A 26181-nucleotide genomic window follows, 5' to 3' on the forward strand; every position below is an offset into this window, starting at 1 on the left:
TCGCCCATGCATCGCCTCGCCTGGCTCGCCCTCTATCGATCGTTCACGCGGCACAAGCTGTTCACGCTCGTCAATATCGGCGGGCTGGCGCTGGGAATCGCCGTGTTCCTGATCCTCTATCTGTTCGTCCGGTACGAGACGAGCTTTGATCACGAGGTCCCCGGCTGGGATCGAACCTGGATCGTCGAGCGCAAGCTGCAATTCCCTGGTGCGAACCAGGTGAACATCCCGTCGCGGCGCGAGATGCTGGCGCAGTTGCAGGCCGAACATGCGGGTTTGCAGGGTGCGCGCTTGTTGCCGGGCGATGCTGCGCTCCAGCTGGGCACCGGCAGCACCCAGACGACCGTGGGCCAGGTCGACGCCAATTTCTTCCGGCTCTTCCCTTTCCCGGTCGTCGCCGGCGACCCGACGGCGACGCTGGCCACGCCGGACGGTGCCGTCATCACCGAACGGCTGGCGCAAACCTATCTGCCGGGCGGCTCGGCCGTCGGCCGGATGCTGAAGCTGACGCTCGGCGGCAAGCCGCGGCTGGTCCGCGTCGGCGCCGTGGTGCGGCTCAGCAAAGCGATGACCCAGCCCGGTGACATCTTCCTACGCCTGCCCGCCGACGCCGACCTGTTCGCCAAAGGCAGCCAGGGCCTGCAGACCCTGTTGCGCATCGATCCGGCCGAAGCAGGCGCCCTGCAGCAGCGGGTTGCGGGGTTCGACCAGCGGCATCCCGATCCCAGCTTCGCCAGCGCTCCCAAGGGCATTCGCGTCGAGACCGGCCTGATCCCGCTCGGCGCGCTGCACCTGCGGGCCGCCCGCGACCGGATCGTGGTCGCGACGCTGGGGCTCGTCGGGCTGCTCGCGCTGCTCGTCGCGATCGGCAATTATGTGAACCTCACGACCGCGCGCGCCGGCCTGCGCGCTCGCGAAGTGGCGATGCGCAAGACGCTCGGTGCGACCCGCGGCGCGCTGATCGGCCAGTTCCTTGCGGAGTCGATCGCCACGACTGCGCTGGCCGCTCTTCTGGGCTTGGCGGTGGTCGAAGTAGCGCTGCCGATGGTCAACGCGATCGGCGGCACGGACCTGCACCTGCGCTATTGGGGCAGCGGGACGATCTTGCCAGCGCTACTCGCCCTGATCCTCGGCGTCGGGCTCATCGCCGGCGCGTATCCCGCTTTCGTCCTTTCCCGCTTCCGCCCCGCCGCGGTGCTAGCGAGCGCGGGCGCGACCGGCGGCGGACGCAGCGGCCGGGTGCTGCGCGCGACGCTGGTGGTGCTGCAATTCGCCATCGCGATCGTGCTGATGATCGGTACCGGCGTACTGCTCGCCCAGGTGCACCACACTCAGACCGCCGACCTCGGCTTTCAGCGGCATGGGCTGGCGATGCTCTCCTCCTTCGGTGACCCGGGGCTCGACGCCGCACAGCGGCACGACATCGCGGCCGCCGTCGCGGCGCTGCCCGGCGTCACCGGGACGGCCCAATCCGCCATCGCGCCGGGGGGCGGCAGCTACGGCATCATGGAGGCGCAGCGCGAGGGCATCGGCGGCGACAAGGTATCGGTCATCCAGGCCGCAGTCGGGCCCGGCTTCTTCCAGCTCTACGGCGCGCATCTGCTCGCCGGGCGCTGGTTCGACCCTCGCGGCTTCGCGAGCGACGATGCGGCTGGCGGGAAGGTCCATGCTGTCCTGCTCAACCGCACCGCGATCGTCCGGCTCGGCTTCGCCAGCCCCGCCGCTGCCATCGGCAAGGCGGTGGTCGGAGGACAGGAACGGCAGACGATCATCGGCGTGATCGACGACCTGCGCCTGATGGGGCCGATCCAGCCGGTGGAAGCGCAGGCCTATGCGCTGCAGACCAGCGGCCTCCCGGCACCCGTGCTCAGCCTGCGCTACACTGGTGACGATACCCGCGCCCTGCTCGACAGGGTCGAGACGGTGTGGCGCCGCCACGCCTCGGCCGTACCGCTCAAGGTGCAGACCGTCGACCAGCAGCTCTACGAAACCTATATCCGCGCGGATCTGGAGCGCGCCCGCCTGTTCACCGCCGGTGCCGCGCTGGCGGTGCTGATCGGCTGTATCGGTCTCTACGGCCTTGCCGCCTTCGATACCGAGCGGCGGATCAAGGAGATCGGCATCCGCAAGGCGCTCGGCGCCTCGACCCGCGACGTGCTGCAGCTGCTGGTCGCCAGGTTCCTGCGGCCGGTGCTGATCGCCAACCTGATCGCTTGGCCGCTCGCCTGGGTGGCGATGCAGCGCTGGCTCGCCGGCTTCGACGACAGGATCGCGCTGACACCCTGGTATTTCCTGGGTGCCTCGGCGCTGGCGGTGGCCATCGCCGTACTGACCGTGCTCGGCCAGTCGTGGCGCGTGGCGCGCGCGGAGCCGGCGCGCGCGCTGCGCTACGAATAGCGCGTCGCAGGCGCCGTTTCAGGGGTGGATCATGTTCCGCGCATCATGCGCCGCACGGCAGCGTCATGGATGGCGGGCGTCAGGCGGCCGCGCGCCAGCGTCGTTCACGGCACGGGAATGGCGAAGCCGTTCAGCGTCATCGAGACGAAGCAGTAATGGCCGACGAGATAGATCAGCTCGTTGGCGCCTGCCTGCCCGAACCGCGCGAGCGCCCGGGCGTAGAGCGGATCGGCGAGCACGCCGCCGCGCAGCAGCGCCTTGGCGACGTCATGCGCGATGGCTTCGTCGTCGTCGAGATCCTCCGGGCGCTCGCCGGCGGCCAGGGTCGCGATCCGGCGCGCGGACATACCGTGCGCGCTCGCCGCCACCGCGCCATGCGCATAGATCTCGTACGCCGCACCGAAATGCGCGCCCACCACCAAAATGGCGACCTGCCGGGCGTGATCCGGGATGCGCTTGGCGACGGTAAGCGCCTGGGTGAAGCTCCAATAGGCCGTGCCGATCGCCGGGTCGTGCAGCCAGGCGTTCCACGGCCCCAGCAATGCGCCGTCCTCCCGCACCGTGGTAAAGTTCTGATATTTGGCAGCGACGCCTGCCGTCATCGCATCGAACAGCGGGCGCTGCGCCTCGGTCAGCTCGGTCGGGGGAATTGGTGGCAGGCGGGTCATCGGCGTCTCGCTCCAGCTCATTGCGGCATGCGGTTGAGGGCATAGTTGGCGGGAATCCAGGCATAGCTGCCGGGCGCGGCATGCCGGACATGGCCGAGGCCAGGGAAGGAGAGATGTGCCCCCGCCACCCACCAGCCCTTGCCGGCCGCCGCGGCAAAGGCCGTTTCGCGGGAGCGCACCGCTGCGGCCGGATCGGTATCATATTTCATTGCGACGTGCGGATCGGGCAGCTGCACCGGCGCGACATGCACGGTGTCGCCCCAGACCAGCAGCGCCTTGCCACGGCTCTCGACCAGATACTGGTGATGCCCGGGGGTATGCCCCGGCGCAGCAATGGCGGTGATCCCCGGCACCAGCGCCTCGCCCTCGGCATAGGGCCTGAAGCGGCCCTGGGCGATATAGGGCTTCAGGCATTGCTGCGCGCCGTCGAACATCGAGCCGAGGAACGCCGGCACCTTGGTGCGATTGGCGTCGTTCAGCCAGAAGTCGGCCTCGACCTGCGCAACCCGCACGATGGCGCGCGGAAAGACGATCTTCCCGCGCATCAGCAGGCCGCCGACATGATCGCGGTGAAGATGGGTAAGATAGATCTCGTCGATCTGCTCGGGCGCGATGCCTGCCGCGCGCAGATTGGCGACCAGCAGCCCGCCGTCGCGGCCGTAGAGATCCCCGGCCCCCGTATCGATCAGCACCAGCTTGCTGGGCATGCGAATCAGGAACGCGCTGAACCCACCCTCCACGGGCGAGGTCAGGAAATTCTGCGCCAGCAACTCCGCCACTTCACCAGGCCTGGCGCCCACGGCCAGCTCGGTCGCCGGGAACGGATGCGTGCCGTCGAGCAGGGCGATGACCTCGAAGTCGCCCAGTTCGAAGCGGTAATAGCCCGGTGCCTGGCGCGGCGCCCAGATTCTGCCCGGCGAGGCTTGGGGCGGTGCGGGAGGCGGCATGGACGGAGCGGTTTGTGCCGCGGCGGGAAGCGCGGCGGCGCTGGCCAGCCACACGGTAGCAACGGCGCGCCACGCCGCTCCGCATCTAGCCCGAACCTTGTCGGCGAAACTGCGCTTGGCGATCACGGCGGAGAACGGAACAGTGGGTGCGCGCGACGTACGGCGTGTCATACGATCCTCATCGAAGTCTACGCGTCTTGTACGGCAATGGCCCGCAGGAGCATTGAACGGAGCCATGCTGCCTTGAACGCGGCGCACACGATGGCGTCAGCCTATTTCCGCTGCAGATGCTGCGGATCTGCGGCCCCACCCTTTCCCTTTGCCGCGCCGCAACCGGCGGTTGAAGGTAGGTCGGCCCTATCAGGCGACGATGCGCGCGGCATGTTCCAATGCGTTCCGCAGCCGGGGCAAGACGAAATCCAGGAACGCTGTCTGCTTGAGTGGCTGGCGGCGATCGCCATGCACGAGCTGGACCGGCATCGGCGCAGGCCAGGCGTCGCGCAGGATCGGCACCAGCCGCCCGTCTTCGATCGCGCGCGCCGCCTGGTACGAAACCGCGCGCACGACGCCCACGCCGGCGATGGCCGCCTCGACCGCGGCCTCCGCCGTGTTGACCGACAGCCGCGGACGGATGCGGACGGTGGCCGGCCTGCCAGCGTCAAGCAGCGGCCATAATCGCGGGTCTGGCAGCCCCTCCAGGGCGATACCCTCCAGCGCCGCGAGATCGTCGAGGGTCTGCGGAAGCCCCTTGCGCGCAAGATAGTCGGGGCTGGCCGCCAGCATCCAGCGCACCTGCCCGGCCTTGCGCGCGCGCAGCCCGCTGTCCGGCAGATGGCCCACCCGCACCGCCACGTCGACATGCGCATCGACCAGATCGAGCAGCGTGTCGCTGAGCACCAGTCGCACCGACACCTCGGGATACGCGGCAAGGAAGGCATGGACGATCGGCGCCACATGGAGCTTGCCAAGCCCGATCGGTGCGGTGACCACCAGCTCCCCGCGCGGCGCGCGATATTCGCCGGCGGCAAGGCGCTCGGCATCGCCCAGGTCCTCGAGCAGCTTGCGCGCGGTGGCGACGAACGCCTCCCCCACTTCGGTCGGCACCAGCTTGCGGCTGGTACGGATCAGCAGTTGCGCGCCGAGATGCGCCTCCAGGTCCGCGACGCGCCGGCTGATCGTCGCCAGCGGCGTGGCGGTTGCACGCGCGGCGGCGGAAAGGCTGCCATGGTCGACGGCAGCGACCAGGCTCTGCAGCGCTTCGAAGCGGTCCATGCTTCCTTCCAAAAAACGAGAGGCTAGTTCCAAAACATAGCGGCTGCTCCAGCAATCGGGAAGGGCCTACCTACTGGCCAGCCGGATCCGCCGGTACGCGCAAGGAGAATGCAACCATGTCCCGCCTCGCCGCTCTCACCATCGAGACTGCTCCCGAAACGGCGCGTCCGCAGCTCGAAGCCGTGCAGAAGCAGATTGGCCGCCTGCCCAATTTCTTCGCCACGCTCGCCAACAGCGCCGCCGCGGCGGAGGGCCATCTCGCACTCACCGGCGCACTCGCCAAGGGCAGCCTGCCGGCCGCGACCCGCGAGCGGATCGCGCTCGCCGTCGCCCAGGTGAATGGTTGCGGCTATTGCCTCTCGGCGCATACCTTCTTCGGCAAGGCCGCGGCCAAGCTCGACGACGCCGAGATTACCGCCAACCGCAACGGCGCCTCCAACGATCCCTTCGCCGATGCGGCAGTGCGGTTCGCCGCCACCGTCGCGCGCGAGCGCGGCCATGTCGACGATGCCGATGTCGCGGCGGTGCGGGCGGCCGGGTACAGCGATGCGCAGATCGTCGAGATCGTCGTCCATGTCGCGGCGAACACCTTCACCAATTATCTGAACGAGGTCGCCGGCACGGTGATCGATTTCCCGCAGGTCGACCTGCAGCAGGCCGCCTGAGCACGATATCGCAAGACATCGGCCCGCCGTGCGCGGGCCGATGCTGCCGAGGAGCTTCCGCAATGCCCGACATCCCGCCGCTCATCGACACGGACCGGGTTCCGCACCTCGCCTTCTCGCCCAGCGTGAAGGCGATCCAGGCCGAGAAGGGATCGCGCGACCACTATGCCCGGCAGCCGGCGCGGCTCGGCTACCAGACGGACACGGTGGCCGAGCTCGCGCCGTTCCTGGCGGACGTCGATACCGCCTTCCTCGCTACGGCAAGCGCCGAGGGACGACCCTATGCCCAGCATCGCGGCGGGCCGAAGGGTTTCATCCGCGTGCTCGACGACCACACGCTCGCCTTCGCCGACTTTGCTGGCAACCGGCAATATATCTCGGCCGGCAACCTCGCGGAGAACGATCGCGCCTTCCTGATCCTGATCGATTTCGCGACGCGGCGGCGGATCAAGCTGTGGGGCCATGCCCGCCTCGTGCGCGACGACCCCGCACTGGTCGCCCGGTTGAAGCCCGAGGGCTACCGCGCCCAGGCCGACCAGGCGATCCTGTTCCACGTCGATGCCTGGGACATCAACTGCCCCCAGCACATCCAGCAGAAGATCGATGCCGCCGACGTGACCAGCGCGCTCGCCCGGCTGGAGGCGCGCATCGCCGAGCTCGAAGCCGAAAATGCAACCCTTCGCACCCGCATTTCATCGCAAGGAGAAACATCATGAGCCGTCCCCCTCTACCGCCCTTCACCGACGAAACCGCTGCCGAAAAGGCGCGCCTGGCCGAAGATGGCTGGAACAGCCGCGATCCTGCCCGCGTCGCCCAGGCCTATACGCCCGACAGCCGGTGGCGGAACCGCGCCGAGTTCATCACCGGCCGCGCCGAGATCGAGGCGTTCCTCGCCCGGAAGTGGACGCGCGAGCTCGACTACAGGCTGATCAAGGAAGTCTGGGCGCATAGCGGCAACCGCATCGCGGTGCGCTTCGCCTATGAATATCGCGACGACAGCGGCAACTGGTATCGCGCCTATGGCAACGAGAATTGGGAATTCGATGCCGACGGGCTGATGGCGCGCCGGCTGGCCAACATCAACGAGCACCCGATCGCCGAGGCCGATCGCAAGTTCCACTGGCCGCTCGGCCGCCGGCCGGACGATCATCCCGGCCTCAGCGATTTCTGCTTCTGACGCGGGCGAACGGGAGACGTTGCTCGGGCAGGATTTCGGACTAGCATTGCCGCATGGATGCGCGATGTTCGAGGGGCTGACCTTTGGCTGGCGGACGGCGGTGCTCACCGTCGCCGCGGTGCAGCTGCTGGCGATCGCGATCGGGCTCACCCGCGTGTTGGCCAATCGCGTGGCGAACCGGACGCTGGCCATGCTGCTGATCGTCCTGGTCGGTATCCTGTCGCCCTGGCTGATCGGGTTCGCCGGCTTCTATGATCGCTGGCGCTGGCTTACGTTCGCACCGTTCCAGATCACGCTCGCCGTGGCACCGCTCATCTGGCTGTACGCGCATGCGCTCGTGACCGGCAGCTGGCCGGCAAGGGGCTGGCGACACTTGCTGCCCGCCGTCGCCCAGGCGACGTTCCTGAGCGCGAGCTTCCTCCTGCCGATGTCCCTCAAGATGCGCTGGTCGGACCTCGTCCACCATGCCTATTCCGTCGCGACCGATCTCGCCACCCTTGCCGGGCTGGCCTGCTATGGCATTGCGGGGCTGCGGCTGCTCCGTCGCTATCGCGCGCGGCTTGCCGGCCAACGCAGCGACGATCAGCGCTTTGCCGCACGCTGGCTCAGCCGGGCCATGGCCGCGACGTTGCTGCTGTTGCCGATCTGGGCGGCCTATGCCCTGTGGGATGCCGTCGCCCCGATCGGCTATGTCGGCCTGATGGGGCTCTATGTCGCGATCGCCGCCTTTGCGCTGTACCTCGGTATCGAGGGATGGCGCCATGCCACCCTGCCGTTTCCGCACCTCGACCCTGTCGACCTGCCCGACCCCGCGCCGCCGCCACGCGACTGGCGTGGCCAGGCGGAACGCTGGGCAGCGAAGGTGGCCGCCGAACGCTGGCACTGCGACCCCGATCTGTCGCTGGCGGCGCTGGCACAGCGCCTGGGCACCAATACCAACCATCTGTCCCGCGCGGTGAACGAGGGGCTCGGCCTCAATTTTTCGAGCTTCATCGGCCGGATGCGGGCGGAAACGGTCGCCGCAGCGCTCCGCGAGGGAAACAGGGCAGACCTTCTCGATCTCGCGCTCGAGGCGGGGTTCAGCTCCAAGGCCAGCTTCAATCGCGCCTTCCTCGCAACCTACGGGCAGACGCCGTCCGCCTATCGGCGGCACGTCGCAAAACAGGAATAATCCGTGCGAACCCGATTCTGAGGCGCGCCCCGCGGCGCAATTCGGAGAAAGCAGCTGCCATGATCGACCGCCGCCAGATGCTCGCTCGCCTCAGCGCCACCGCCGCTGCCGCCACCCTGCCCTTTGCCGCACGCGCGGTGGACGGGCCGACCGCCGCCGACCTGAAGGGCGATGTCGCCATCCTGCGCGAAGCCTTGGCGCTGCACCCGGGGCTCTACCGCTACAACAGCCCCGCGCAGATCGAGGCGCGGCTTGCGCAGTTCGAGGCCGCGTTCGTTGCCGCATCGCGGCTCGAGACGCGGTACCTGCTGCTGTCGCGCTTTCTCGCGACGATCCGCTGCGGGCACAGCTATTGCAATTTCTTCAACCAGAAAAAGCCGGTGACGACCGCCCTCTTCGCCCGCTCGACCCGATTGCCCTTCCATTTCCGCTGGATCGGCGGCGCGATGATCGTGACCGAGCATGGCGGCAGCGATCTGCCGCGCGGATCGGAGGTGCTGGCGATCAACGGCGTCGCGCCGCGCGACATGCTGGCGCAGCTTCTGCCCTATGCGCGCGCCGACGGACATAATGATGCCAAGCGCGTCTCGCTGCTCGAAGTCCGCGGCGACGATGACATCGAGTTCTTCGACGTGTTCCACGGGCTGGCCTTCGGCGCGCCGCCGGGGAGCCTGCATCGCATTACGGCACGCCGCCCCGACGGAAAGCGGGTTGCCGCTGCCCTGCCCGCCATCGATCTCGACCAGCGACGCGCGCAACGGATCGAGCGCGATTATCGCGGCGGCGATCCGGTGTGGGACTGGAGCCTGCGATCGGACGGGATCGCGGTGCTGACCATGCCAAGCTGGGCGCTGTATGACAGCAAATGGGACTGGCAGGGATGGCTCGACGACCGGCTCGACAGCCTGGCCGGTGCGAAAGGCCTGGTCATCGATCTGCGCGGCAACGAGGGCGGAGAGGATTGCGGCGACCGCATTCTCGCCCGCCTGATCCGCGCGCCCGTCGTGACCCCGCTGGCCGAGCGCCGGGTGCGGTTCCGGCGCACGCCGGCCTCGCTGAACCCCTATCTCGATACCTGGGACGACAGCTTCCGCATGCTGGGGGTCGATGCGCGCCCGGGTGTGAACGGCTTCTATGTTCTGCAAGGCGCGCATGCCGATAGCTCGATCCAGCCTGCCGGCCGCCCGCTCGATCTACCGGTCGCCGCGCTGATCGGCCCGGTCAACAGCTCGGCAACCTTCCAGTTCGCCGAGAATGCGCGGCGGAGCGGCCGGGTGCGGTTGTTCGGCGCTACCACCGGCGGCAACCGGCGGGGGATCAACGGCGGGTGCTTCTTCTTCGTCCGGCTACCCGCGAGCGGGATCGAGTTCGACCTGCCGCTGATCGGCTATTTCCGGCTGCGGCCGGAGCCGGATACGGGCATTGCGCCGGATATCGCCGTCGCGACATCCGTCGCGGATGTGGCAGCGGGTCGCGACCCGGTCATGCGGCGCGCAACCGAATGGCTGAACCAGCGCGGCTAGCGCTGCAATCCTCCACGGCGATGTCATCGCTGCGACCATGCGCTGTCATCAAACCGTATCCGCGGCTTTCTACCGGAGACGCCATGGGAGCGAAAAAGGGCGCCTTCGAAACTGTGCTGGAGACGGGCTGGGCCAGGCTGCGTGACCAGATTGCGCGCATGACCCGGCGCGAGGATGCCGAGGATCTGCTCCACGAGGCGTGGATCGGGATCGCCGAGCGGCAGGTCGAGGCCGCCAATGCCGCGGCACTGCTCGCGCGCAGCGCCGCCAATCGCGGCATCGACGCCTATCGGCGGGAGCGTCGCATCGCCGCGATGCCGGGCACCGATGCAATTTGTGTCCCGGAGACGATTGCGGACCTCCAGCCGCTGCAGGACGAGATGCTGATCGCGCGCCATCGCCTCGAAAGGCTGCGGCTGGGCGTTGCCCGGCTCAGCCCGCGCACCCGCGAGATTTTCTTGATGCACCGTCTGGACGGCCGTAAATATCGGGAGATTGCGCAGGACCTCGGGATCAGCCAGAGCGCGGTCGAGAAGCACATCGCCAGGGCAATGGCGCATCTTACCGATTGGATGGAGCATTGGTGACGTGATCTTCCGCAGCGAGCCGGAACATGCCAACCGGCAGGCGGGAGAGTGGCTGGCGCGACTGCACGCGGACGACCGGGTGCCGGAGGATGACGCGGCGTTCCGCGCCTGGCTCGATGCCGATCCGTCGCATCAGGACGCGTTCGAGCGGGCCACGATGGTCTGGGATGCGGTGCCCGGCCTGTCCGCAACCGATTTCGCACCTCCCCCGCCCGCCCAGCTTTCGCGTCGGCTGGTGCTCGCAGGCGGCGGGGCCGTCGTGCTCGCCGGCGGGCTGACACTCGGCTGGCGGCAAGCCTATGCCGGCGTGTACAGCACCGGAATCGGCGAGCAGCGCCGGCTGGTGCTGGAAGACGGCAGCCGGGTGATGCTCGATACCGACACCCGCATCCGCTTTTTCGTCCGCAACGCGGTGCGTACTCTCGCGCTCGGATCGGGGCGGATCGACCTCGACATCGCCGCCGATCCCCGTCCCTTCGTCATCGACATGGGCGCGCGGCGGGCGACGGCGCGGGCCGGCCGGCTCGATCTGCGCCGCGAGGGCGACGCCGTGGCGGTGACCGCGATCCAGGGCAACGCTCGCGTGGACACCGCGGGCGCGGCGGTGTCGCTCGCCCCGGGCAATCGCATCGCGATGGCAGCCGGGCGCGCGGACCGGATCGACCAGCCCGAGCTCGACGATCTGATCGCCTGGCAGAGCGGTCGGCTCGCCTTTCGCGACGAGACGCTCGCCAATGCCGCGGCGGAGATGAACCGCTATTCCACCCATGCGCTGGTGATCGCCGATCCGCGCGCCGCCGCGCTGCGGCTGAGCGGCGTCTACCGTGTCGGCGATTCCGAGGCCTTTGCCCGCTCGCTCGCGCTGCTGCTGCCGGTCCGCGTCGCCAGCGACGGCCAGTCGATCCGCATTTCCTCCGCCGATCGCTGATTTTTTCGCGGCGGGGGGTGGGGAAAAATCCACTCCGCTCGTCGAGGGATCGGGCGCTCGCCAGGGGCGCGACAGGGGAAACAGATTCATGCAGAACTTGAAGCGGCAGCTTTGCCGGTCGGCGGCGCTCGCACTCACGCTCTCCACCCTCGCCATGGCGACCGCCGCGGAGGCGCAGGGCACCGTGCGCCGTGCGCGTCTCGCCATCGCCGCACAGCCGATGGATCGCGCACTGGAACAGCTCGCCCGCCAGAGCGGCAGCGACATCCTGTTCACCCGCGACGCGGTGGCGCAGTACAAGGCGCCGGCACTTTCGGGCGAGTTCGACGCCGAAACCGCGGTGCGCCGCCTGATCGCCGGCACGCCGCTCACCGTGGTCCGCGAGCGTTCGGGCACGCTGATCGTGCGGGCCGCCACGGCAGCCGGACGGCCGACCCAGACGAGCGCGGCCGAAACGGCGGCTCCGGCGGAGGAGATCGTCGTCACCGCCAACTTTTCCGACGGCGTCGAACGCGCGCTGGATGTGAAGCGCAACGCGGACTCGATATCGGACGCCGTCGTCGCGGCGGACATCGGCAAGCTCCCAGCGTTCAACGTGGCGGAGGCGCTGCAGCGTGTGCCGGGCGTCACGATCGTGCGCGAAGCCGGCGAAGGCCAGTTCATCAGCGTGCGCGGCCTCGGCCCCAATTTCCAGGCGGTGACCTTCGATGGCATGCCGCTGGCGTATAACGAGAATATCCGCAACTCCGGCCAGTCCGGCCGGCAGTTCCGCCTGCAGGTGCTGCCCGCGCAGCTGATCGACAGCGTCGTCGTCACCAAGTCCCCCACCGCCGATCTGGTGGAAAGCGGCATCGGCTCCTCGGTCGACATCCGGCTGATCAAGCCGCTGGATCGCAGCCCGTTCCTCGCGGTCAGCGCCTATGGCGGCTATGAGGAACGCACCGACAAGCTCCAGCCCAACGGTGCGATCTCGGCGGGGTGGCGCAACGATGCCCACACCTTCGGTGTGCTCGCCGGCCTGTCCTACACCAAGCGCAACGTGCAGTTCGACCGCCTGCGCGTCGGCTGGCAGGACACCGCGGTTCCGGGCTTCGGCACGATCCGCGCGCCCGGCGACGCCCAGCCCTATCTCGAGTTCGAGAATCGCGAGCGGATCAGCGCGGTGGCGGGCTTGCAATGGCGGCCCGCGGCCAACGTGGAAGTGAAGCTTGACGGCCTCTTCTCGCAGTTCAACAACGAGACCACCGAGCGTCGCCTGACCTATTACATCCCCAGCCAGATCGCGCGGCTGGATCCGGCGACCGCGGTGGTGCGCGACGGGCGGCTGGTCGCGGGCACGATCCGCGGCGCGCGCATCCGCAACTATGCCGAATATATGGACCAGTCGCACCGCAACCTGCAGCTGAACGGCACCTTGAAGGTCGATCTGTCGGGCTGGCGGATCGAGCCGCGCTTCAGCTATGCGCGGGCGACCAGCGACCTCGATACGCCGATCCAGCGCGTGCAATATCGCACTGCGGACAAGGCCGGCGGCAACCTCACCTTCGATTTCAGCAACGACGTGGTGAACGATGCCAAGGTCAACGCGCTGTTCACCGATCTCGACCTGACCAACGGGTCGAACATGCTCTTCGAGAGCTTCGCGGTGCGCCCGATCAACTCGAAGGACGAGGACAAGACCGGGGTGCTCAACGTCGGGCGCGATCTCGACATCGGCGTCGCCGGCCTGCGCTTCACCGGCCTGCGCTTCGGCGGGCAATATTCGGACCGCTTCCGCGACTATCAGCGCCGCGACCGCAACGCCGCGGTGCTGCGCCCGGGCGCCACGCGCACGGCGGCGTATCTCGGCTATCCGGTGCCGACCAACGCCTTCGACCAGTCGATCGCCAAGCGCCAGCCCTGGTCCAATGTCGACTGGGGGCTGTTCAACCAGAACTACACGCTGGGCAGCGAATATGACGGGGTGAGCCCCAGCGCCTATGACCTGACGCCCACCGCCGCCGATCTGCAGAATTCCTATCGCATCGGCGAGAAGGTGGCCGCCGGCTATGGCCGGGTCGACTTCGCGGCGGATCTGGGCGGCGTGCCGCTCACCGGCAATCTGGGCGTGCGCTATGTCCGCACCCGCACCGACGTGCGCGGCACCACCGTGTCGCCGGTCTCCGACGGCAAGGGCGGCGTGACCACCACCGTCACCCCGGTGACGACACGCGCAAGCTATGACGAATGGCTGCCCAGCGCCAATGCGACGCTCAAGTTCCTCGACAACGTCCAGCTGCGTCTCGGCATCGCCAAGACGATGACGCGCCCGTCGCTCTCCGAGTTGCGCAACTCGATCAACACCAACAGCGTCACCGTGACGAGCATCTACAACCAGGGTGCCGCGGCGCTCGCCGATCCGACGATCAACCTGCAGGCGACCGCCGGCAACCCCGATCTGCGGCCCTATACCGCGTGGAACTTCGACGCGTCGTTCGAGTGGTATTTCAACAAGTTCGGCGCGTTCACCGTCGCGGCCTTCCACAAGGACATCAAGGACTATGTCGCGTCCGACTTCCAGACCCGCAAGCTCGCCTTCGCGGTGAAGGACGGATCGACGCTGCCGGCGGACATCCTCGTCGCGACCCCGGCCAATGTCGGCGATGCCAAGATCTCGGGCGTCGAGTTCGGCTTCACCGACAAGCTGCCCTTCGGCCTGGGCGTGACCGCCACGGCCACCTTCGCGACGACCAAGCTCGAACTCGCCCGCACCGGCGTCGGCCTGCAGACCGCCGGCATCCAGGGCGTGTCCGACGTCAGCTACTCGATCACGCCGTTCTTCGAGACCGGCCCGTTCGAGATCAACGTCAGCTACACCTATCGCAGCGACTATATCACCGATTCCGGCGCGCTGGTCACCTCGCTGCCGACGCCGCAGGACGTCGTCGCCTTCTACCAGAAGGGCTTCGGCATCGTCGATCTGGGCACCAGCTTCCGCGTGAAGCCCAATGTCGAGCTGTTCGGCCAGGTGGTGAACCTGCTCGACCAGCGCCAGGTATCGTTCGCGGGCACCGAGAAGGAGTTCAGCGAGATCCATACCTTCGGCCGCACGGTGAATGTCGGCATCCGCGCGAAATTCTGATCGCGGCAACGAGAAAAGGGGTCGCCGCAAGAGATGCGGCGATCCCCCATGCTGCAGGCTACCGCCAATGCTTGGCCTCCCGGGCGTCTGGCTGAGCGGTCTTCGCGATCGAGGGGAAACGCAAGGCGCAGGCGTATCGAGACGTGACCGTCGGACAATGGGGCGGTATCAGCGCCGAATGGCGAGGAAGAAACGCTACCTGACCGCAACCATGGCCGACGGATACGTCAAGACGATCGGGCCCACGGCCGCGCCGTTCACGCACTTCTGGCGCATCGTGGCGGTCCTGGAAAACGGGAAGACCGAGGTTTTCTGGGGGCATAGCAAGTCGGCCAAGGAAGCGACCGGCAAGAAAGCGGCGGCGGCGGAAGCCGCCAAGCAGCGGGGCTGGCAATCCTTCGCGTTCGAGATCGTCGAGCTTAGCGAGGGCGGGCCGGCATAGGCCCGCGCCTTGCTCTTTGCCGAAGGCCGCCGCGCTTCGGCGGCAGGTGGAGATGCGCCACGTCCCACGCCCCCCACCCGCCCCATCAGAACGGCCGCCACGTTGCAGCCGGCTCTGGCGTGCACGACCTCGCCAGCGCGGGTCCTGCTACACCTGCCGCATGCCGCCATCGACGCACAGCTCGGCGCCCGTCACGAAGCTGGCGGCATCGCTGAGGAGAAACACCGCCGCGGCCGCGACTTCCTCGGCGCGCGCCATGCGCCCCATCGGAATCGGGGCAATGAGCATCTGCCGCATCTCATCGGATACTGCGGCCATCATGTCGGTGTCCGTCGGCCCCGGCGCGACGACGTTGACCCGAATGGATCGCGGTGCAAGCTCCGCCGCCCAGCTCCGCGCGTACGAGCGCAGCGCCGCCTTGGTGGCAGCATAGGTACTGAAGGGCGTCACCCCCATCGTGTCGGCGATCGAGCCGATCAGCACGACCGATGCGCCGTCGTGCAGCACCGGCAGTGCCGCCTGGATGCCGAACAGCGCGCCGCGCACGTTGACCGCAAAGTGGCGGTCGAAATGCTCGGCGGTTTCCTCTGCGATCGTTGCCGGCTCCGACAAGCCGGCATTCAGGACGAGCGCGTCGATGCGGCCGTGGCGGCGATGGACGTCGCCCACCACCTGCGCCAGATCCGCCTGGGAGGCCGCATCCGCCACAACGCCCTGCGCCGACGCACCGATAGCTTCCGCTGCAGCCAGAACTTCAGCCTCTCTGCGCCCCGTCAGGATGACGGAGGCGCCCTCCTCTGCCAGGGCGCGTGCGGTCGCGAGCCCGATTCCCTTCGCCCCGCCGACCACCAGCGCGACCTTGTTTTTCATGCGTGTCATCGTCCGTCCTTCCATTGGAGACGGGCAACCAGATATACGAGGCATATCTGCTATCAAGAACGCACCTGGAGTAGCGTAGATATGGCTGTCGATACCGATCTCGAGGCGTTGTCGTGCAAGGCGATGATGGACGTACCCCGCATCCGCCCCGTGCTCGACAAGATCGCGGACAAATGGACGATCCTGATCCTGACCGTGCTGTGCCCGCAGCCGGCGCGCTTCAATGCGATCAAGCGGCGGCTGGACGGCATCACCCACAAGTCGCTCGCCGACGCGCTGAAGCGCCTGGAACGCCACGGGCTGATCACCCGCACCGTGCTGCCGACAAGCCCGATCGGCGTCGAATACACGATCACGCCGCTCGGCCACTCGCTTCGCGAACCGTTTGAAGCGCTTTGTTCCTGGGCGCTGGCGCATGAGCGGGCATTCGCAGACGCCGCTGTTGCCTATGACCGATCGAGTGAATGCGTTGATGTTACAACATCATGACAATCAGATAAAATAAAACCAAGGAACCGAAGGGCTTGAGGCGACTTCTTGCTCCGAAATCACGTGTCGAATCGACAACGTGCTCGGGAGCTTCGGAAGTCCTCATGACCAACTGGCTTCGTTCCATCTTGCCGCGGGAAGAGAAGTTCTTCCCCTTGTTCGACGCCCATGGCGAGCTAATAGAACGGGGCGCGACGCAATTGCAGGCCATCCTGGAAAATCCGGGAGAGCCCGCCCCCTTCGATCAGCTCGATCGCACGATCGAGGAAGGCGACAAGATCAGCCGCCAGGTGCTGGAGCGGTTGCGCGCCTCCTTCGTGGTGCCGTTCGATCGCGCGGACATCAAGGAGATGACCGTGGCGATGCAGGCGGCGCTGAAGGCGATGATGGGCGCAGCGACGGCTCGCCGCTCGCCGCGGCTGGACGGAGTCGCGGCGGTGCTCCCGCCGTTCGGCGAGCGCATCGTCGCGCTGGCCGGCGACGTGCGGCAGGCGGTGCCGTTGCTGGAAGGCCTGGACCGGCATACCGAGCAATTGCATCAGCTCTGCCAGCGGATCGGCGACGGCCATGCGGCGCTGGTCGAGCAGCGCGACGCGGCGATGATGCAGCTGTTCGACGGCGGCAGCGATCCGGTGGCGATGCTCGCCGGTGTGCGCCTGTTGGAGCGCGTGACCCTGGTCGCCGAACGTCTCGATGCCGTCGCCGATCGGATCGACGACCTCGTGCTCGACTACGTCTGAGGGCGGACAGATGGACGCGGGACAGCTCCCCTTCGCCCTGCTGATCGCGCTGATCGCGATCGCGCTCCTGTTCGACATGATGAACGGGCTGCATGACGCGGCCAACTCGATCGCCACCATCGTGTCCACCAACGTGCTGTCGCCGCGCGCGGCGGTGGTGTGGGCGGCGTTCTTCAACTTCGTCGCCTTCCTCGTCTTCGGGCTGGCGGTGGCGAAGACGATGGGCACCGGCATCGTTTCCGAGAAAGCGATCGACGTAACGGTCCTGTTCGGCGCGCTGATCGGCGCGATCGTGTGGGATGCGATCACCTGGTGGTGGGCAATGCCATCCAGTTCGTCGCACGCGCTGGTCGGCGGCATGGTCGGCGCGGGGCTCGCCAAGGGCGGCACGGCGGCGATCGTCTGGGGCGGCGTGCTCAAGACGGTCGTGGCGATCATCCTCTCGCCGCTGGTCGGGTTCGCGCTGGCCGTCGTGCTGACCGCAATCACCACCTGGGTGGTGCGGCGCTTCAATCCCTACAAGGTCGATCGCGGCTTTCGCGTGCTGCAATTCTGCTCGGCCTCGCTCTATTCGCTCGGCCATGGCGGCAATGATGCGCAGAAGACGATGGGGATCATCGCCGCGCTGCTGTTCACCCAAGGCTATCTGAAGGGCGGCTTCCATGTACCGCTCTGGGTGGTGCTCGCCTGCCACGCAGCGATGGCGCTGGGCACGATGATCGGCGGCTGGCGGATCATCCGGACGATGGGCATGCGGATCACCTCGCTGAAGCCATTCCAGGGCTTCTCCGCCGAACTGGGCGGCGCGCTGACCATCTTCGCGGCGATCGGCTTCGGTACGCCGATCTCCACCACGCATACCATCGCCGGTGCGATCGCGGGCGTGGGCACAATGAAGAGCAGTTCGGCGGTGCGCTGGCCGATCGCGGGCGAGATGGTGTTCGCCTGGGTGCTGACCCTGCCCGCTGCGGCGGGCGTGGCGGCACTCGTCTACTGGCTCACGCATCTGGTGACGGGATGACGCATCTACGGACCACGCTCCTCGCGCTGGCCGGCGCGCTGCTGCCGGCGACCGCCTGGGCCCAGTCGCCGCCCGCCTCGCCCGCCTCCTCGACGGAGAGGCCGGGCAAGGAGGAAACCGCGCCCAAGCAGGACGAGACGGGCCTTATGCTCTCGCTGGCCAGCCGCGCCCGCTACGAGACCGTCCGCGGGCGACCGCGGCCAGGCTATGCGACCTCGGAGGACGCCTTCCTGCTGCGCACCGGCGTGGCGATCGAATATGGCCCCGGCCCGGTGGCGATCGGCGGCGAACTGATCGACAGCCGCGCCTATGGGCTGGACCGGCGCAGCTATATCGGCCGCAACGACATCAATGCGGTCGAACTGCCCCAGGCCTATATCAAGCTGAAGCTTGACGGCGCGCTGGGGCCCGGCGGCAAGATCGCCGCGGAGGCGGGCCGGTTCCTGCTCAATCTGGGGTCCGGCCGGCTGATCGCCACCGATGAATATCGCAACACGGTGAATGGCTTCACCGGCCTCCGCGTCGATCTCGAGCCGGACGCGAATACCGAGTTCGCCTTCTTCTACGTGCTGCCGCAGGAGCATCTGCCCAGCGACGCCGACGATGTGCGCCGCAACAAGGTGGCCTGGGATCGCGAGAGCTTCGACCGGGTACTGTTCGGCCTTCACGCCCAGCGCAAGAAACTGATCCGCGGCGCAACCGGAGAGCTCGCTTATTATCGACTGGCCGAACGGGACACACCCGGCCGTCCCACCGCCGACCGCCACCTCCATTATCTCGACGCACGGCTGGCCCGCGAGCCCAAGCCGGGTACGGTCGATTACGACGTGGAGGCGGTCTATCAGTTCGGTCGGGCCAGTTCGGGCACCGAGCCAGAAAAGTCCGCTGCCCGCGTATCCGCCGGCTTTGCCCATGGCGCGATCGGCTACAGCTTCGACACGCCGCTCAAGCTGCGCCTGGGGCTGTTCTACGATTATGCCAGCGGCGATCGGCCGGGCGGCCGCTTCGGCCGGTTCGACACGCTGTTCGGCAGCCGCCGCGACGATCTCGGTCCTTCCGGCAGCTACGCCATGGTGGCGCGGGAAAACATCAGCGCGCCGGGCGTCCGTGCCGAGGTGAAGCCGGGCAAGCGCTTCGAGGGGCTGGTGGATTATCGTCCGATCTGGCTCGCCTCGCGCTACGACCGCTTCGCCGGCGTGATCGATGCCAGCGGACGATCGGGCAGCTTTGCCGGGCATCAGGTGGAAGGCCGCGTCCGCTATTGGTTGATCCCCGAGCATCTGCGGCTCGAATCCAATTTCGCGCTGCTGGCGAAAGGCGCATTCCTCAAGGATGCGCCCGGAGCGCTATCGCCCACCGACTCCACCATCCGTTTCCTCGAGGCCAACGTCCAGGTGACCTTCTGATTTGCGCGCTCGGCGCGGCCACTGCCGCATCAAGGCTGCCATATCGGCCGGTAGGCGGGGTCGAGCTGCCGATCGAGGAAATAAGCAGCGCTGATGAACGCGAGATGGGTCAGCGCCTGCGGGAAATTGCCCAGCGGCAGGCCGCGTCCGTCGGTCTCCTCGGCAAACAGGCCGAGGGGGTTGGCATAGGCGATCCCCTTGGCCAGGATCATCTGCGCCTCGTCCAGCCGCCCCGCGCGGGCAAGGCACTCCGCATACCAGAAGGTGCAGGTGGTGAAAGCACCCTCCTCCCCCTCCAGACCATCGTCGCCGCGATAGCGGTAGACCAGCCCGTCGTCGCACAGCTGCGCGCCGATCGCGTCCAGCGTGCTGAGCCAGACCGGGTCGGTCGAGGAGACGAAGCGCACCAGCGGCAGCATCAGCAATGCCGCATCCAGCTCGGTGCCGCCGCGTTCCTGCACGAAATAGCCATGCTCCGGGTGCCGGAAATTCGTCCAGACGTCGTCGACGATCGCATCGCGCGCTTCGGCCCAGGCGACGAGCGGCGCCGGGAGCGAGCGCTTCTTGGCAAGCCGGATGGCGCGATCGAGGGCGACCCAGCACATCACGCGCGAATGCAGGAAATGGCGCGGCGCCGACCGCATTTCCCAGATGCCGGCGTCGGGCGCGTTCCAGTGCGCGATGACATGGTCGACAAGACCGCAAACGTGCTGCCAGCCTTCGTGGTGGATCGCCGTGCCGTATTTGTTGGAGAGATAGGCGCTGTCGAGAAGCTCGCCGAATATGTCCAACTGGATCTGTTCGCTCGCCGCGTTGCCGATCCGCACGGGGCGACTGTCCGCATAGCCGGCGAGATGGGCGAGCTCGCGTTCCGCGGCCGGGGCACCGCCGTCGAGCGCGTACAGGATGCGCAACGGGTTGCCGTCGTCGGACGCCATCACGCGCCCGCGCACCCATTGGTTGAACTGCTCGGCCTCCGCGACAAAGCCGAGACGGAGGAAGGCATAGACGGTGAACGAAGCGTCGCGGATCCAGGTCGCGCGATAATCCCAGTTGCGCTCCGAACCGATCGCCTCGGGCAGCGAGAAGGTGGCGGCCGCTGCGATCGAGCCGTGACGGGCGGAGGTGAGCAGCTTGAGCGTCAAAGCCGAGCGAAGCACCTGCTCGCGCCAGCGCCCCTTGTAGGTCGACCGCCCGAGCCAGGACCGCCACGCCTCCGTCGTCGCGTCGATACAGGCCAGGACGGCGGCGTCGTCCGGGCACGCCATTGCCGCGTCGCCGAGAACGAACCAGGCGCTTTCCCCCTTCGACAGCGTGAACCGCGCGCTGGCGCTGCCGTCGGCGGGATCCAGCGGGACCGAGGCGAAGAGGCAGAGCGACAGATCCCGGCCGGAAAAGCGGACGCCGCCCTCCACCGCGGCTGCCATGGGCACCTCCCGCGCATAGTCGAAACGGGGCGTACAGCGCATCGTGAAGGCCACCGTGCCGCTGGTGACGGTGACCCGGCGGATCAGGCAGCGCGCGCCATCCCCGGCGCGGTGGCGCGCCTCCGCCTGCGGCATCAGATCGACGACTTCCGCGCTCCCGTGCTCCGCCATCCACCGGGTCAGCAGCACATTGGTGTCGGGGATGTAGAGCTGGAGGTGGCGGGGCCGATCGAGTTCCGGCTCGATCTCGAACGCGCCGCCCCGTTCGCCGTCCAGCAGGTCCGCGAAGATCGTCGGGCTGTCGAGCGCGGGCCAGCAGCAATAGTCGATCGTGCCGTCGCGCGCGACCAGCGCCGCCGTCTCCATGTCGCCGACAATGCCATGCTCGCCGATCGTCCGGCGAGGCTTACCCATTGTCGCGGAATTCCGGGTAGAGCGACATGCCGCCGTCCACGAACAGCGTGGTGCCGGTGACATAGTCGGCCTCATCCGAGGCCAGCCAGACGACCGCGCGGGCGACGTCCTCGGGTTCGCCGATGCGGCCATAGGGGATCAGCCGCAGCAGCTTGGACAGCGCCTCCTCGCTGTCCCAGGCTTCCTTGTTGATCGGCGTGCGGATCGCGCCCGGCGCGACGGCGTTCACCCGGATGCCGTCGCCGGCGACTTCCTGTGCCAGCGAGCGGGTCAGCATCCGCACGCCGCCCTTGGCCGAGGCATAGTTGACGTGCCCCGCCCACGGGATGATCTCGTGCACCGAGCTCATCGCCACGATCACGCCGGCGCTGCGGGCGGGCCGCCCCTGCTCGGGCTGCGCGCGGAAGCGCTTCACCGCTTCGCGCGCGCACAGGAACTGGCCGGTAAGGTTGATGCCGATGACGGTGTTCCAGTCCTCCAGCGTCATGTCGCCGATCGCAGCATCCTTCTGCACGCCCGAATTGGAGACGAGCAGGTCGATCCGGCCGAACGCGGCGGCGGCTTCGTCGAACAGGCGGATCACCTCCGCCTCCTGCGATACATCGGCCTGTACCGCGATCGCGCGGCCGCCCTGGGCAGTGATCCGCCCGACCAGCTCCTCCGCAGGCTCGGCCTGGGCGTGATAGTTCACCGCCACCGCGGCACCGGCGGCCGCCACCGCCTCGGCCACCGCCAGGCCGATGCCCGAACTCGCACCGGTGACGATCGCGGCGTGACCCGCGAGGGAAGCATTGGTCGGCTGCATGGCGTGTCTCCAGGGATGCGCAGATGGGCAGAACGTCGCGCGACAACGCGCGACCTGGCGTGGCGGTTACCGGGAAAATTGCTGCCGGTGCAGGAGGAGAAAATCGGTGAAATCGTGCGGCGGCGTGCCGGTGAGCCGCTCGATCTCGAAGGTCGGGTCGATGTCGTGATGTCCGGCGACGACGTCGGCGAACTGCACGACCAGCCCTCTGGCCGTCCAGCCTGAATTGCCGGTCAGGCGCAGCAACGCCCAGAACAGCGGCGATGGCAGATCGAGATAGCGGACCTTGTGCCCCAGCACCTTCGACATGCGGCGCGCGGCCTCCTTCATGTCCAGCGTCTCCGGCCCGGTGAGGAAATAGGTCGCGCCTTCATGGCCGTCCTTCGTCAGCACCGTCGCCGCCACGCGGGCCACGTCGCGCGTATCGACCCAGGAGACCGATCCCTTGCCGGCGACCTGCGGCAGGTATCCTCGCGCGATAGGGTCCTTGAACCACAGGAAGTTCTGCATGAACGCAGTGGGCTTCAGGATCGTCCAGCCGATGCCCGAGGCGCGCAGATGATGATCGATCAGCGCGTGCGCCCTCGCCCACGGTACTGGCGAACGCACATTGCCGTCGGAGGCGGATAGCTTGACGATCCGGCTGATGCCGGCCGCCTTGGCGGCATCGATCGCGGCTGTTTCCTGCGTCACCTGCTGCTGACTCTGCGGGGTGATGAGGAACATCGTCTCGATGCCCTCCATCGCCGCGGCCAGCGTTTCCGGCCGATCGAAATCGCCGCGCACGGCGTCTATCCCCTTTTTGGCCAGATCTTCGACCTGTTCCTGCTTCCGGCACAGCGCGCGGAACGGGGTTCCCGCCTCCTTGAGCACGCGGCACACTTCGCCACCGATGCCGCCGGTGGCGCCTGATACGAGGATCATGATGACGATTCCTTCTGGGATGTAGGGTTGGATGCGGTTGTGCGGTCGAGCCACGCGGTGAGGACGGTATTCATCGCCTCGAGGGTGGCGATGGCGTCCCGGATGCGGTCGCGGCCCACCCTGTCGGCGATTTCGCGGTCCAGCGGAGCGGCCGCCTGTTCGGCGCCGGTCACCGCCGCGATACCCGCCTCGGTGAGGACGACGAGCTTGGCGCGGAGATGGTGCGGATTGTCCTGGAACGTCACCATCCCGCGTTCGGCCAGCAGATCGACGATGCGCTGCACCGACTGGCGGGTCAGGCCCATGTTGCGGGCGATCGACGCGGTGGGAAGCGGCACCGGCGCATAGCGCAGGGCGCCCAGCACCTGCCACCAGGCGCTGGTGAGGCCGAGATGGGCGACGAGTTCGTTCCCCGTGCCGATCAGCCGTCCACTGGTCGCGAACACGGCAAGCGCGAGCTCGCGTACCTCTGTTTCCTGATCCGGATTCGACAATGTGACACCTATTTGACAGCATGTTGTCAAACGTCGGCGTGGCTCCGGGGTTCCGGAGCGTCGGTGGAGCGATCGTCCAGCCAAGGGAGAGACCGGGCGCGCCGTCCAGTCTCGCGAGCTGCGGGTGCACCATGGCAGCCGCGCGCGAACATCACAGAGCCACCAATAACTTGCGACAGGTTCCTCAACCCGGCTTGCGCAATGCGTTAATTGACAAAATGGTTTATTTATTTGATCAAGCCATGCGCCAGCGGGCGAACCGTCACATTCAAAAGAATGGGCATCGTTCCGCAGTGAGGCAGCAAGGAGAGGCCTGGGGAATGGATTGCACCCACTGGAAAATCGCCGCATGCCGGCATGCTACGCACATGACGTCGATCGGCATCATTGCCCTGGCGGCGTGGACGCCCGCCGCCCGGGCGCAGGCCCCGGTAGACCGCGCCAATCCGCTGGTAGGCACCGCCCCGCTCGATCGACCGGAATGGATCGGCAACGCACCCCCTGCCGGTGAGCCGCTCTATTCGGGCATGACCTCGCCAGGCGCGCGCCTGCCGCACAGTTCGGTCGAGGCGGCGCCGGTCAACGTCAATGTCGAGCTGAGCTATCCGTGGGGCGTCCCCACCCCCTATTACTACACCAACCCGACGATGATCGGCTTTACCGGCGGCGGCGGCCCAACCTATGGCGCACGGGCCCAGCCGATCCTCATGCCGGTGGTCGGCGACTGGACAGTGCCGCCGGTCTACACCGAGGCATATTACGACAAGGCGCAGGAGACCGCCTCCCCCGGCTATTACTCGGTCTTCCTCAACAGTTTCCAGACTAGGGCCGAGCTGACTGCGACGCAGTGGACCAGCCTGATGCGGTTCACCTTCCCGGAGACCAGGCGCGCGCACCTGATCCTCAACCTGTCCGGACGCGGCGGCACGGTGGAGATCGTCGGCGATCACGTCGTGCGCGGCATGGCGGCAGGGCCGCGCGAGGAGGATGTGCGCGACGGCCGCTATTTCGTCGCCGAATTCTCCAGGCCCTTCGCCACCCATGGCACCTTCCGCAAGGCGCCCGGCACCAATCGCGGCTACGGCATCGGCGACAAGGACGTCCAGCCCGGCGCGGAGCGGATCGAGGGCCAATTCGCCGGTGCCTATCTCGACTTCGCGACGCGCAAGGGCGAGGCCGTGCTGGTCAAGATGGCGCACGGCACCAGCTATGCCGAGGCCGAGCAGCGGCTGCGTGCCGAAAGCCCGGGCTGGGATTTCGACGGCGTGCGGGCAAACGCACGTGCCGCTTGGGCGGGCCTGCTCGATCGGGTGCAGGTGAGCGGCGGGACGCCCAAGCAGCAGATGCTGTTCTACTCGACGCTGTTCCAGTCCTTCGCCAGCCCGCGCCTGGTCGCGCGCAAGGGCGAGCGCTTCACCGACGCCAAGGGGCAGGTGCAGGCCGCCGGCTATGACCGCTACGGCCCGGTGCCCTTCTGGGATACCGGCCGCAACCAGATCGTGCTGCTGGAACTGATGGAGCCGGAGGTGGTGCAGGACATCATGCGCTCCGAGCTCGACATGGCGCGCGAACGCGGCTTCATGAACACCTCGTTCCACGGCGACAATGCCGTGTTCCTGTACCTCGGCGCGATGAAGCGCGGCATCGCCTTCGACTATGCGGCCGCCTACGAATATCTCCGCCGGAACGCGACCGACCCCAAGGGCCCACGCGACTATCTGGCGGAATATGACCGGCAGGGCTGGATTGCCGACGAGGTGCCGCCGGGCAATCCCAGCCCGCCTTACGCCGGGGGCAAGGCCGGCGCAGCGACCACGCTGGAATATGCCTGGGACGATGCCGCGATGGCCGATCTCGCCGCGCGGCTCGGCCACAAGGACGATGCGGCGCGCTTCGCCAGGCGCGCGCTGAACTATCGCAACGTGTTCGATCCGACGATCGGCTTCGTTCGCGGCCGCACTGCCGACGGCAAGTGGATCACGCGCTTCGACCCGGCCGAGCCCTATTACAACTTCATGATGAAGGAGGCCTCGGGCTGGTCGACGCTTTGGCTGGCGCCGCAGGACGTACAGGGGATGATCAACGAGCTCGGCGGCCGCGCCGCATTTAACGCGAAGCTCGATGCCTTCTTTGCGACGCCCTACGCGCCCAAGGGCATCTGCCGCGACTGCACCGGCGTGATCGGCCAGTTCGTCCAGGGCAACCAGCCCGACCAGCATGCCCCCTATCTCTACGCCTGGAGCGGCCAGCCCTGGAAGACGCAGGCGCTGGTTCGTCAGGTGCTCGAGCAACTCTATGGCAGCGATGCGAGCGGCTATGGCTATCCCGGCATGGACGATCAGGGCGCGACTTCGTCCTGGTATGTGATGAGCGCGCTGGGCTTCTATCCGGTCGATCCGTCGAGCGATGTCTATGTGCTGGGCAGCCCGATCTTCGATCAGTCGACGCTGAAGATGGGGAACGGAAAGGTGCTGGAGATCGTCGCCCGGAACAACTCCGCCGCCAATCGCTACATCCAGTCGGCGACGCTGAACGGTCGCCCCTGGACCAGGCCCTGGTTCCGCCATGCCGATGTCGCGAACGGCGCGCGGCTGGTGCTGACCATGGGCCCCAAGCCGAACCCCGCCTGGGGCAGCAGCCCCGCCGACGCCCCGCCCTCGCTCTCGCGCCCTTGAGGAGCCGCC

23 protein-coding genes are annotated in these 26181 nt (G+C 67.7%); 15 read left to right on the forward strand and 8 right to left on the reverse strand.

Annotated features, from left to right (window positions below; genetic code table 11):
- The first annotated feature begins 6 nt into the window (after positions 1-6).
- The gene (locus BM009_RS02445) at positions 7-2397 is read left to right on the forward strand and encodes an FtsX-like permease family protein (protein WP_093293393.1); all 2391 of its coding nucleotides are present in this window, start codon (positions 7-9) and stop codon (positions 2395-2397) included.
- Positions 2398-2501: 104 nt separating this feature from the next.
- Here BM009_RS02445 and BM009_RS02450 read toward each other — a convergent pair whose 3' ends face one another.
- The 3 genes from BM009_RS02450 to BM009_RS02460 all read right to left on the reverse strand — a co-directional run bounded on the left by BM009_RS02450 (position 2502) and on the right by BM009_RS02460 (position 5284).
- The gene (locus BM009_RS02450; protein ID WP_254772116.1) at positions 2502-3086 is read right to left on the reverse strand and encodes a carboxymuconolactone decarboxylase family protein; all 585 of its coding nucleotides are present in this window, start codon (positions 3084-3086) and stop codon (positions 2502-2504) included.
- Positions 3083-4012 carry an MBL fold metallo-hydrolase gene (locus BM009_RS02455; protein WP_175487866.1) on the reverse strand — a complete coding sequence of 310 codons (930 nt, stop codon included), beginning with the start codon at positions 4010-4012 and terminating at the stop codon, positions 3083-3085. Before BM009_RS02455 ends, BM009_RS02450 begins: the two co-directional genes overlap by 4 nt.
- Before the next feature lie 360 nt (positions 4013-4372).
- Positions 4373-5284, reverse strand: a complete 912-nt coding sequence (locus BM009_RS02460; protein ID WP_093293397.1) for a LysR family transcriptional regulator — start codon at positions 5282-5284, stop codon at positions 4373-4375.
- Between the two features lie 116 nt (positions 5285-5400).
- Here BM009_RS02460 and BM009_RS02465 point away from each other — a divergent pair, with 116 nt between their 5' ends.
- From BM009_RS02465 to BM009_RS02505, 9 genes are all read left to right on the forward strand, one after another.
- Positions 5401-5949, forward strand: a complete 549-nt coding sequence (locus BM009_RS02465; RefSeq protein ID WP_093293399.1) for a carboxymuconolactone decarboxylase family protein — start codon at positions 5401-5403, stop codon at positions 5947-5949.
- Between the two features lie 62 nt (positions 5950-6011).
- The gene (locus tag BM009_RS02470) at positions 6012-6665 is read left to right on the forward strand and encodes a pyridoxamine 5'-phosphate oxidase family protein (RefSeq protein WP_093293401.1); all 654 of its coding nucleotides are present in this window, start codon (positions 6012-6014) and stop codon (positions 6663-6665) included.
- Positions 6662-7126 (forward strand): nuclear transport factor 2 family protein, encoded by a 465-nt coding sequence (locus BM009_RS02475; protein ID WP_093293403.1) that lies wholly within the window; start codon positions 6662-6664, stop codon positions 7124-7126. The genes BM009_RS02470 and BM009_RS02475 overlap by 4 nt, the downstream gene beginning before the upstream one ends.
- Positions 7127-7190: 64 nt before the next feature.
- Positions 7191-8297 (forward strand): AraC family transcriptional regulator, encoded by a 1107-nt coding sequence (locus BM009_RS02480; protein WP_093293405.1) that lies wholly within the window; start codon positions 7191-7193, stop codon positions 8295-8297.
- A gap of 59 nt (positions 8298-8356) precedes the next feature.
- Complete coding sequence (locus tag BM009_RS02485) at positions 8357-9820, forward strand: S41 family peptidase (RefSeq protein WP_217644155.1); 1464 nt, start codon at positions 8357-8359, stop codon at positions 9818-9820.
- Between the two features lie 83 nt (positions 9821-9903).
- Positions 9904-10407 (forward strand): RNA polymerase sigma factor, encoded by a 504-nt coding sequence (locus BM009_RS02490; RefSeq protein WP_139216513.1) that lies wholly within the window; start codon positions 9904-9906, stop codon positions 10405-10407.
- A gap of 1 nt (position 10408) precedes the next feature.
- Positions 10409-11335 (forward strand): FecR family protein, encoded by a 927-nt coding sequence (locus BM009_RS02495; protein ID WP_139216514.1) that lies wholly within the window; start codon positions 10409-10411, stop codon positions 11333-11335.
- Between the two features lie 88 nt (positions 11336-11423).
- Positions 11424-14456 carry a TonB-dependent receptor gene (locus BM009_RS02500; RefSeq protein WP_093293409.1) on the forward strand — a complete coding sequence of 1011 codons (3033 nt, stop codon included), beginning with the start codon at positions 11424-11426 and terminating at the stop codon, positions 14454-14456.
- A gap of 178 nt (positions 14457-14634) precedes the next feature.
- Positions 14635-14898, forward strand: coding sequence for a hypothetical protein (locus BM009_RS02505; protein WP_093293411.1), 264 nt, complete (start codon positions 14635-14637; stop codon positions 14896-14898).
- 147 nt (positions 14899-15045) lie between these two features.
- On the opposite strand, the gene BM009_RS02510 is transcribed toward BM009_RS02505, so the two are convergent.
- Complete coding sequence (locus tag BM009_RS02510) at positions 15046-15768, reverse strand: SDR family NAD(P)-dependent oxidoreductase (RefSeq protein ID WP_217644156.1); 723 nt, start codon at positions 15766-15768, stop codon at positions 15046-15048.
- 90 nt (positions 15769-15858) lie between these two features.
- On the opposite strand from BM009_RS02510, the gene BM009_RS02515 reads away from it, so the two are divergent.
- The 4 genes from BM009_RS02515 (at position 15859) to BM009_RS02530 (ending at position 19433) form a co-directional block, all read left to right on the forward strand.
- Positions 15859-16266 carry a winged helix-turn-helix transcriptional regulator gene (locus BM009_RS02515; protein ID WP_093293415.1) on the forward strand — a complete coding sequence of 136 codons (408 nt, stop codon included), beginning with the start codon at positions 15859-15861 and terminating at the stop codon, positions 16264-16266.
- A 104-nt stretch (positions 16267-16370) separates the two neighbouring features.
- Complete coding sequence (locus BM009_RS02520) at positions 16371-17006, forward strand: DUF47 domain-containing protein (protein WP_093293418.1); 636 nt, start codon at positions 16371-16373, stop codon at positions 17004-17006.
- Between the two features lie 10 nt (positions 17007-17016).
- Positions 17017-18027 (forward strand): inorganic phosphate transporter, encoded by a 1011-nt coding sequence (locus tag BM009_RS02525; protein ID WP_093293420.1) that lies wholly within the window; start codon positions 17017-17019, stop codon positions 18025-18027.
- Positions 18024-19433: an alginate export family protein gene (locus BM009_RS02530; protein WP_093293423.1), complete on the forward strand. Its 1410-nt coding sequence runs from the start codon at positions 18024-18026 to the stop codon at positions 19431-19433. The genes BM009_RS02525 and BM009_RS02530 overlap by 4 nt, the downstream gene beginning before the upstream one ends.
- Before the next feature lie 29 nt (positions 19434-19462).
- Here BM009_RS02530 and BM009_RS02535 read toward each other — a convergent pair whose 3' ends face one another.
- The 4 genes from BM009_RS02535 to BM009_RS22760 all read right to left on the reverse strand — a co-directional run bounded on the left by BM009_RS02535 (position 19463) and on the right by BM009_RS22760 (position 23497).
- A complete protein-coding gene (locus BM009_RS02535) occupies positions 19463-21274 on the reverse strand; it encodes a glycoside hydrolase family 15 protein (RefSeq protein WP_093293426.1) in 1812 nt (603 codons plus the stop codon).
- Positions 21267-22079: a glucose 1-dehydrogenase gene (locus BM009_RS02540; protein WP_093293428.1), complete on the reverse strand. Its 813-nt coding sequence runs from the start codon at positions 22077-22079 to the stop codon at positions 21267-21269. Before BM009_RS02540 ends, BM009_RS02535 begins: the two co-directional genes overlap by 8 nt.
- A 66-nt stretch (positions 22080-22145) precedes the next feature.
- Positions 22146-23003, reverse strand: a complete 858-nt coding sequence (locus BM009_RS02545; RefSeq protein WP_093293431.1) for an SDR family oxidoreductase — start codon at positions 23001-23003, stop codon at positions 22146-22148.
- Positions 23000-23497 carry a MarR family winged helix-turn-helix transcriptional regulator gene (locus tag BM009_RS22760; protein WP_217644157.1) on the reverse strand — a complete coding sequence of 166 codons (498 nt, stop codon included), beginning with the start codon at positions 23495-23497 and terminating at the stop codon, positions 23000-23002. Before BM009_RS22760 ends, BM009_RS02545 begins: the two co-directional genes overlap by 4 nt.
- A gap of 368 nt (positions 23498-23865) precedes the next feature.
- Between BM009_RS22760 and BM009_RS02555 the strand changes: the two genes are divergently transcribed.
- Complete coding sequence (locus tag BM009_RS02555) at positions 23866-26172, forward strand: GH92 family glycosyl hydrolase (protein ID WP_093293436.1); 2307 nt, start codon at positions 23866-23868, stop codon at positions 26170-26172.
- Positions 26173-26181 lie beyond the last annotated feature (9 nt).

Source organism: Sphingomonas sp. NFR04 (assembly GCF_900114095.1).
Lineage (GTDB): Bacteria > Pseudomonadota > Alphaproteobacteria > Sphingomonadales > Sphingomonadaceae > Sphingomonas.

Excerpts from the sequence above, each read along its gene's own strand:
- BM009_RS02445 (WP_093293393.1), top strand. The coding sequence starts at position 7 with ATGCATCGCCTCGCCTGGCTCGCCCTCTATCGATCGTTCACGCGGCAC.
- BM009_RS02450 (WP_254772116.1), bottom strand. The coding sequence starts at position 3,086 with ATGAGCTGGAGCGAGACGCCGATGACCCGCCTGCCACCAATTCCCCCG.
- BM009_RS02455 (WP_175487866.1), bottom strand. The coding sequence starts at position 4,012 with ATGCCGCCTCCCGCACCGCCCCAAGCCTCGCCGGGCAGAATCTGGGCG.
- BM009_RS02460 (WP_093293397.1), bottom strand. The coding sequence starts at position 5,284 with ATGGACCGCTTCGAAGCGCTGCAGAGCCTGGTCGCTGCCGTCGACCAT.
- BM009_RS02465 (WP_093293399.1), top strand. The coding sequence starts at position 5,401 with ATGTCCCGCCTCGCCGCTCTCACCATCGAGACTGCTCCCGAAACGGCG.
- BM009_RS02470 (WP_093293401.1), top strand. The coding sequence starts at position 6,012 with ATGCCCGACATCCCGCCGCTCATCGACACGGACCGGGTTCCGCACCTC.
- BM009_RS02475 (WP_093293403.1), top strand. The coding sequence starts at position 6,662 with ATGAGCCGTCCCCCTCTACCGCCCTTCACCGACGAAACCGCTGCCGAA.
- BM009_RS02480 (WP_093293405.1), top strand. The coding sequence starts at position 7,191 with ATGTTCGAGGGGCTGACCTTTGGCTGGCGGACGGCGGTGCTCACCGTC.
- BM009_RS02485 (WP_217644155.1), top strand. The coding sequence starts at position 8,357 with ATGATCGACCGCCGCCAGATGCTCGCTCGCCTCAGCGCCACCGCCGCT.
- BM009_RS02490 (WP_139216513.1), top strand. The coding sequence starts at position 9,904 with ATGGGAGCGAAAAAGGGCGCCTTCGAAACTGTGCTGGAGACGGGCTGG.
- BM009_RS02500 (WP_093293409.1), top strand. The coding sequence starts at position 11,424 with ATGCAGAACTTGAAGCGGCAGCTTTGCCGGTCGGCGGCGCTCGCACTC.
- BM009_RS02505 (WP_093293411.1), top strand. The coding sequence starts at position 14,635 with ATGGCGAGGAAGAAACGCTACCTGACCGCAACCATGGCCGACGGATAC.
- BM009_RS02510 (WP_217644156.1), bottom strand. The coding sequence starts at position 15,768 with ATGAAAAACAAGGTCGCGCTGGTGGTCGGCGGGGCGAAGGGAATCGGG.
- BM009_RS02515 (WP_093293415.1), top strand. The coding sequence starts at position 15,859 with ATGGCTGTCGATACCGATCTCGAGGCGTTGTCGTGCAAGGCGATGATG.
- BM009_RS02520 (WP_093293418.1), top strand. The coding sequence starts at position 16,371 with ATGACCAACTGGCTTCGTTCCATCTTGCCGCGGGAAGAGAAGTTCTTC.
- BM009_RS02525 (WP_093293420.1), top strand. The coding sequence starts at position 17,017 with ATGGACGCGGGACAGCTCCCCTTCGCCCTGCTGATCGCGCTGATCGCG.
- BM009_RS02530 (WP_093293423.1), top strand. The coding sequence starts at position 18,024 with ATGACGCATCTACGGACCACGCTCCTCGCGCTGGCCGGCGCGCTGCTG.
- BM009_RS02535 (WP_093293426.1), bottom strand. The coding sequence starts at position 21,274 with ATGGGTAAGCCTCGCCGGACGATCGGCGAGCATGGCATTGTCGGCGAC.
- BM009_RS02540 (WP_093293428.1), bottom strand. The coding sequence starts at position 22,079 with ATGCAGCCGACCAATGCTTCCCTCGCGGGTCACGCCGCGATCGTCACC.
- BM009_RS02545 (WP_093293431.1), bottom strand. The coding sequence starts at position 23,003 with ATGATCCTCGTATCAGGCGCCACCGGCGGCATCGGTGGCGAAGTGTGC.
- BM009_RS02555 (WP_093293436.1), top strand. The coding sequence starts at position 23,866 with ATGACGTCGATCGGCATCATTGCCCTGGCGGCGTGGACGCCCGCCGCC.